Source organism: Parvibaculum sp. (assembly GCF_002684405.1).
Taxonomy (GTDB): Bacteria; Pseudomonadota; Alphaproteobacteria; order Parvibaculales; family Parvibaculaceae; genus Parvibaculum.
The window spans coordinates 1-6,630 of the sequence record NZ_NYVD01000163.1; the positions used below are offsets into that span (position 1 = coordinate 1).

8 protein-coding genes are annotated in these 6,630 nt (G+C 62.4%); 3 read left to right on the forward strand and 5 right to left on the reverse strand.

Annotated features, from left to right (window positions below):
• The coding region (locus CMI59_RS15105; RefSeq protein ID WP_293329062.1) for an MBL fold metallo-hydrolase at positions 1 to 612 on the reverse strand (612 nt) is incomplete at its 3' end.
• Between the two features lie 132 nt (positions 613 to 744).
• The gene (gene mdh, locus CMI59_RS15110; protein ID WP_293329063.1) at positions 745 to 1,716 is read right to left on the reverse strand and encodes a malate dehydrogenase; all 972 of its coding nucleotides are present in this window, start codon (positions 1,714 to 1,716) and stop codon (positions 745 to 747) included.
• A 428-nt stretch (positions 1,717 to 2,144) separates the two neighbouring features.
• Here mdh and CMI59_RS15115 point away from each other — a divergent pair, with 428 nt between their 5' ends.
• The gene (locus CMI59_RS15115) at positions 2,145 to 2,756 is read left to right on the forward strand and encodes a hypothetical protein (RefSeq protein ID WP_293329064.1); all 612 of its coding nucleotides are present in this window, start codon (positions 2,145 to 2,147) and stop codon (positions 2,754 to 2,756) included.
• A 113-nt stretch (positions 2,757 to 2,869) separates the two neighbouring features.
• Positions 2,870 to 3,457, forward strand: coding sequence for a PadR family transcriptional regulator (locus CMI59_RS15120; protein WP_293329065.1), 588 nt, complete (start codon positions 2,870 to 2,872; stop codon positions 3,455 to 3,457).
• Positions 3,458 to 3,574: 117 nt separating this feature from the next.
• Here the strand turns inward: CMI59_RS15120 and zapE are convergent, their stop codons facing one another.
• Entirely contained in the window at positions 3,575 to 4,696 is a 1,122-nt protein-coding gene (gene zapE, locus CMI59_RS15125; RefSeq protein ID WP_293329066.1) for a cell division protein ZapE, read from the reverse strand.
• 79 nt (positions 4,697 to 4,775) lie between these two features.
• On the opposite strand from zapE, the gene CMI59_RS15130 reads away from it, so the two are divergent.
• Positions 4,776 to 5,099 (forward strand): pyrophosphatase, encoded by a 324-nt coding sequence (locus tag CMI59_RS15130; protein WP_293329067.1) that lies wholly within the window; start codon positions 4,776 to 4,778, stop codon positions 5,097 to 5,099.
• Here the strand turns inward: CMI59_RS15130 and CMI59_RS15135 are convergent.
• Entirely contained in the window at positions 5,040 to 5,945 is a 906-nt protein-coding gene (locus CMI59_RS15135; RefSeq protein WP_293329068.1) for an arylamine N-acetyltransferase, read from the reverse strand. The two genes, CMI59_RS15130 and CMI59_RS15135, sit on opposite strands and share 60 nt — an antisense overlap.
• Before the next feature lie 40 nt (positions 5,946 to 5,985).
• Positions 5,986 to 6,630 (reverse strand): aldehyde dehydrogenase family protein (locus CMI59_RS15140; protein WP_293329069.1); only part of this gene is annotated, 645 nt, incomplete at its 5' end.

Sequence of the window (6,630 nt, forward strand, 5' to 3'; positions counted from 1 at the left end):
GTCCCTGTCGAAGACGGTGACGGCTTTGTCGTAGTCCGGCACATCGACGATAACCGCCTCCATATGCGCGGCCTCGGGCGGCAGCAGCTTCGGCCCGTGATGCTTGATCCGGTAGCCATTATCGATCGCATAGGCCTCGTCGAGCCCCTCAACTACCATCTCGGTCCCGCGGGGGCCATAGACCCTGAGCGGCGCCTTTCGGCCCGCGGCCCATGTGTTGAGCGCAATATCGGGCAGACCGCCGATATGGTCGGAATGGAGATGGGTCAACAGCACGCCGTCTATGCCGCCTACCGGCACGCGCATCCGCGCAAGCTTTGCCCACCCACCCGGCCCGGCATCCAGCAGAAAGAAATGCCCGCCCGCATATATGCCGTAGCAGGCGCTTGCCCGGTCGGGGTCCGGCAGCGGCGAACCCGTACCGCAAAAGACGACATGGAGCGCGTTCTTCGACAGAACCTCGTTTTCGGGCGTCACCATGGCGGTTGCCCGGCGCTCTATGGCGGCGTCCTGCAGGGAAGGCGAGAACCACAAAACCGCCCAGGCAAGCCCCCCGGCAAGAACGACAACCCCGGCGAGGCCCGCCAGCGCAATCCCGATCTTTCGCCCCATTCCGCATCCTCCCGAAGAGCCATGGATTAATGACTATCATTAAAATAGGTCGGGAGAGAGGAGACGGCAAGAGCAAAAGAAAAGGGCGGCCCCTTAGGGCCGCCCTGAATTCATCCGAAACGCAGAAAGGACTTACTTGCCCTTGGCGACTTCCGGATTGATCTTCTTGCAGGCATCCACGAGCCCCTGAACCGAGTCGACCGACTTCTGGAACTGGGCCTTTTCGTCTGCATCCATTTCGATTTCGACGATGCGCTCAATGCCGCCCTCGCCGATCACGGTCGGCACACCGACATACATGTCCTTCACGCCGTACTGGCCATCGAGATAGGCCGCGCAGGGCACAACGCGCTTCTTGTCCTTCAGATAGGCCTCGGCCATCGAGATGGCGGAGGAGGCGGGCGCATAGAAGGCGGACCCGGTCTTCAGCAGACCGACGATCTCCGCGCCGCCGTCGCGCGTGCGCTGGATGATCTGGTCGAGCTTCTCCTGCGTGGTCCAGCCCATCTTGACCAGATCGGGAAGCGGGATACCGGCAACGGTGGAGTAGCGCGGCAGCGGCACCATCGTGTCGCCATGGCCGCCCAGCACGAAGGCCGTCACGTCTTCCACGGAGACGTTGAACTCTTCGGCGAGGAAATAGCGGAAGCGCGCGCTGTCGAGCACGCCCGCCATGCCCACGACCTTGTTGTGCGGCAGGCCGGAGAACTGGCGCAGCGCCCAGACCATCGCGTCGAGCGGGTTGGTGATGCAGATCACGAAAGCGTTCGGCGCATTCTTGGCGATGCCCTGACCGACCTGCTCCATCACCTTCAGATTGATGCCGAGCAGATCGTCGCGGCTCATGCCGGGCTTGCGCGGCACGCCGGCGGTGACGATCACCACATCGGCGTCCTTGATGTCTTCATAGCTGTTGGTGCCGGACATCGCCGCGTCGAACCCTTCGACGGGCGACGCTTCGGCCAGGTCCAGCGCCTTGCCCTGGGGCAGGCCTTCCGCAATGTCGAACACGACGACGTCGCCAAGTTCCTTCAGGCCCGAGAGAAGGGCGAGCGTGCCACCGATCTGGCCGCCGCCGATAAGAGCGATCTTGTTACGCGCCATGTTGATGCCTCCGGAGATGCTGCCGGGAGGGAATGTCCTGAAGACGGACGGGCCCGGCGGTCTAAGTGGGAAATTCTGGCAGCCTACTAGCCTGAATCCGCCCTTTCCGCAACGCATCAAGCAGAAAACGCGCTTTTACGGGACATTAAGAGCACGGAACGATACTTGCAGCGGACATGAGCACCGTCCCCCGAACGAACAGGTTGCCGTCTTGTCGCCCATTAACCACATCCGTGATCGCAGATTGACTCTGTCTCAAAATGGGGCGCAAACTTTTGGCTGCGTGGGGGCGCATCCTTTGAAGCTGAAACACGCTGTGTTTCAACAGATTGGATGCAATGCGGCCAGCGCCCGAACGGGCAGCAGGGCCGCGGCCGTTTCGAGGCCGCAGGGGGCGGTCTCCACATCACGCAAGTGGGGTGCGTGACATGACCGGGCAATTCGAAAACAGCTTTTCAGCACTGATATCCGGCAGGAAACTGCTCCGGCTGGGCGCAATCGCCGCCCTCTCGGTCTCGCTTTCCGGCTGCGCCGCGCCATTGATCGGCGCGGTCACGATCGGACAGGCCTGGAGCATCGCCGGCCTCGTCTCCACCGTCTTTACAGGCCGCGACCTCACCGAACATGCGCTGTCGGAAGTGACCGGCAAGGACTGCCGCATCCTGGAATCCCTGCTCAACGACACCCGCGATTTCTGCGAGACGCCGGGCACCATTGCCACGCAGGACGACTTTCATGGCGTGATTGCGCTGCTGGAAAGCGCCGACAAGGACAATGAAGGTGAGCCGGTTCAGGTCGCCTCCGCCGCGGATCTCGACCCGCAGCTTCTGGGCTTCATGCCGGTGAACCGTGACGCCGCCAGGGCGTTCTCGCTGGAGATCGCCCGCGACGCCCGCTCCGAGGACCAGTCGCTGTCCTTCGGCATGCTCTCCGCGAGCTTCGGCCAGTCCTTCTCCTATGAGCTTCGCTATGACGGCAAGCGCGTGGCGGAGGCCGAAACGCCGCTGAACGAATACGGCCTGCGCGTCGGCGGCCGCTGATTTCTCCCCTTTTTTCGCTGTTTTGCTGCGCCGGGTAAATTCGGTCTTGAATTTAGATATATCTAAACATATCTTATTTTTCGATATATCTAAACTGTATCGGAGAACATCTAATGCGTAACAGAAAAATGTTCGGCCATGCCCACAGGCATCGGCACGGAAGAGGCCCCGGCGACGGCTTCGAGGGCTTCGAGGAAATGGGCGGCGGACGCGGCTGGGGCCGACGGCACAGGCGGCGCCGGGGCCGGATTTTCGAACAGGGCGATCTGCGCTTCCTGATCCTCGGCCTCATCGCGGAAAAGCTGCGCCATGGCTATGAGATCATCAAGGCCATCGAAGAGGAAACGGGCGGCGCCTATACCCCGAGCCCGGGCGTGATCTACCCCACCCTCACCCTTCTGGAAGAGATGGGCCAGATCGCGGCGACCGAAGGCGACGGCAATCGCAAACAATTCGCCATCACGGCGGAGGGCGAAGCCTATCTCGCGGAAAACCGCAGCGCCGCCGAGGCGGTGAAGGCGCGGATGCGCGAAGTCGCGTCCGAACAGGCCGACCGGCCCGCGCCGGAAATCCAGCGCGCCATCGAGAATTTGCGCAACGTCCTCTACATGCGCGGGGAACGCGGCCCCATCGACCGCGACGAAGCCAAGCGCATTGCCGAAACGCTCGACCGCGCCGCGCGCGACATCGAGAACGGCTGACCGGACAAAACCAAAAGGAGGCGCTTGGCGACCCCGTCGAAAGCTCCCATCTCCATCGGCGAGAGCGTGACGATGGCATGCAAGAAATGAAACCGGCGGCCTGACGCTCTATAGCCGTCAGATGTCTTCGCGGAGCGCCAGATATTCCGTGCTCTGCATTTCCATCAGTCGGGAGACGGTGCGCTCGAACTCGAACGCGCCGTCGCCTTTCGGGTAAAGGTCGCCGGGCTCTGCCTCGGCAGACATGAAGAGCCGTGTCTTCGCCTCGTAAAGCTCATCGATCAGCGTGACGAAGCGCTTCGCTTCGTTGCGCTTGTCCGGCGTCAGCTTCGGTACATCGCGCAATATGACCGTGTGGAAAGCTTCCGCGATCTTGATGTAGTCCGATGCGCCCAACGCCTTGGCGCAAAGATCGTTGAAATGAAACCGCGCCACGCCATGCGCCGCTTCCGGCACGGAGACGGCGCGCGCCCTGACCTCCAGCACCATGGGATCGCCCTGCTTGCGGTCCGTCAGCCTCTCGAAGGCATCCGCCAGCGCGGCGTCGGCGCGCGCATCGAGCGGCGCATAATAAACCGGCATGCCCTTGATGCGGTCCATACGGTAATCGGTGTCGGAATCGAGTTTCAGCACGTCCATGCGCTGCTTCACGAGATCGATGAAGGGCAGGAAGCGGTGCCGGTTGAGACCGTTCTTGTAAAGCTCGTCCGGTTCGCGATTGGAGGTCGCGACAACGACCACGCCGAGATCGAAAAGCTGCGTGAAGAGCCGGCCGAGGATCGAGGCGTCGGCAATGTCATGCACCTGGAACTCGTCGAAGCAGAGAAGCGCCGCCTCATCCGCGATCTGTTTCGCGACAGGCGGGATCGGATCGCTCCCCTTCACCTTCCCTTCCTTTTCGAGCTGGCGCCATTTGAAGATACGGTCATGCGTTTCCGCCATGAAGGCATGGAAATGGATACGCCGCTTGGGCACTATCTGCGCATGCTCATAGAAGAGGTCCATCAGCATGGACTTGCCGCGCCCGACCGCGCCCCAGATATAGAGCCCCTCCGGCGAGGTGACGGGCTTGCCGATACCGATGAAGGAAAGCGGCCCGGCCTTCTTGCCCGGCGTCCAGTTTTTCAATTCGTCGGCCAGATGCTGCAGGCGCTGCGCGACATATGCCTGCGCGCGGTCTTCGGTGAGCTCCCCCGCCGCGACCAGTTGCTTGTAAGCCTTGAGGGGACCTGAACTCATGAAATCTCGTCAGAACTGGAACATTGAGTGAACAAAAAGAATCGGCCAATATCGGGCCCGCCAATCGGGAGCCCGATCAATGCCGCCTCTCCTTAAACTCGCCGACCGCTTCGAACAAGCATCCCAAAACTATGCGTCCTCCAACGGCATCGCGCGCGACGAGGACTGGTTCGTCCTGAAAATGCAGGAGGAGCTGGGCGAACTCACCCAGGTCTGGATGAAACTGACGGCGCGCGGGAGACGGCGCGGTCTCGACGATACCGCATTGCGGGAAGAATTGGCCAATGAAACGGCGGACCTGCTCGGCCATATCCTGCTGTTCGCCCGGCGCAACGATATCGACCTACCGGCCGCCATCGCCCGCAAGTGGCGGTTCGATCCGCTCGCGGACGACATCGCCTGACGCCTGAACCTCGCCGTCGCCGGCAGCCGCCCAGAGCTTCATCCACCCGCCAAGCGCGGCGCGGTCCTCCGCGCTCACCTCGATCAGGAAGAGATCGCGCAAGGCCGCAACAAGCGCGTCGACATCGCCAAGCCGCCGCGTCTCGGGCTCCCCTCCCAGCGGCCTTACCGTCAGCCGGTCGTTCATCAGCGCATAACGCACGCCCTCATCCGGACGGCAGACAACGAGATGATTGGTGAAGAGCGAGCGCGGATGGGTGGAGGTGTACCAGTTGGCCGCCTCGTAATCGACCGACGCCTGCGGCTCCATCGTGAAGCGATAAAGCGGCGTCCAGTCCTCGCCGAGCAGCGCCTGCATCTCATAGCTGTCGTCCCGGGTCGCAAGCCGGAAGGGCTCCAGCGGTGTTTCCTGCGCTTCGTCGCCGACAAACCGCAACGGCACGGGCAGCGTCGCCGCGCCGAAGCCCGTATCGGCGATATGAGGCCCCTCGTCGGTTTCGACCTTCAAAATCATATGACTGCGCGGCGTGGCATCTTCCGGTGGCGTCATCCAGCGCACCCGTGCAATGAGGCCCGTTACCTTGAAGCCCAGCGCACGGAGCGCCTCGGCCAGCAGCGCGTTATGCTCGAAGCAGTATCCGCCCCGCATCGCACCGACGAGTTTGCCGTTGCGCGACGGCGGGTCGAGCGGCACATGCCGCCTCAGCAGCGCATCGAGATTTTCGAAGGGAATGCGCGTCGCCTGCGCCCAGTGGAGCGCCCGCAACGTCCCCACAGACGCATCGCGCGGACCGGCATAACCGATCCGCGCAAAGTAAGCATCGAGATTGAAACCGTCCGGCTGCATGAGCGTCCCTTCAAGGAAGATTCAGCGCAGCTTACAGTTCTTATTCCATCGTCGGAATGACGAAAGACGCGCCTTCCTTCACACCGCTCGGCCAACGGGAAGTGACGGTCTTGACCTTGGTCCAGAACTTCACGCCTTCCGTGCCGTGCTGGTTGGTATCGCCGAAGGCCGACCGCTTCCAGCCGCCGAAGGTGTGATAGGCGAGCGGCACCGGGATCGGCACATTGATGCCGACCATGCCGACCTGAACCTGCGAGGCGAAACTGCGGGCCGCATCGCCATCGCGCGTATAGATTGCGATGCCATTGCCATATTGATGCTTCGTCGGCAAGGCGGCGGCTTCCTCAAACGTCTTGGTACGGACGACCGAGAGAACCGGGCCGAAGATCTCGTCATTATAGATCTTCATGTCGGGCGTCACCTTGTCGAAGAGCGAGCCGCCCATGAAATAGCCGTTCTCATAGCCCTGCAGCGAGAAGCCGCGTCCATCGACCACCAGCTCCGCGCCTTCCTTGAGGCCGAGATCGATATAGCCCTGCACCTTTTCCAGATGCGCCTTGGAAACCACGGGGCCGTAATCGCTGTCGGGCTCGGTCGAGAGACCGACTTTCAGACCTTCCACGCGGGGCTTCAGAGCGGCGACGAGACGGTCCGCCGTTTCCTCGCCCACCGGCACCGCGACCGA

Excerpts from the sequence above, each read along its gene's own strand:
- CMI59_RS15130 (WP_293329067.1), top strand. The coding sequence starts at position 4,776 with ATGCCGCCTCTCCTTAAACTCGCCGACCGCTTCGAACAAGCATCCCAA.
- mdh (WP_293329063.1), bottom strand. The coding sequence starts at position 1,716 with ATGGCGCGTAACAAGATCGCTCTTATCGGCGGCGGCCAGATCGGTGGC.
- zapE (WP_293329066.1), bottom strand. The coding sequence starts at position 4,696 with ATGAGTTCAGGTCCCCTCAAGGCTTACAAGCAACTGGTCGCGGCGGGG.
- CMI59_RS15135 (WP_293329068.1), bottom strand. The coding sequence starts at position 5,945 with ATGCAGCCGGACGGTTTCAATCTCGATGCTTACTTTGCGCGGATCGGT.
- CMI59_RS15120 (WP_293329065.1), top strand. The coding sequence starts at position 2,870 with ATGCGTAACAGAAAAATGTTCGGCCATGCCCACAGGCATCGGCACGGA.
- CMI59_RS15115 (WP_293329064.1), top strand. The coding sequence starts at position 2,145 with ATGACCGGGCAATTCGAAAACAGCTTTTCAGCACTGATATCCGGCAGG.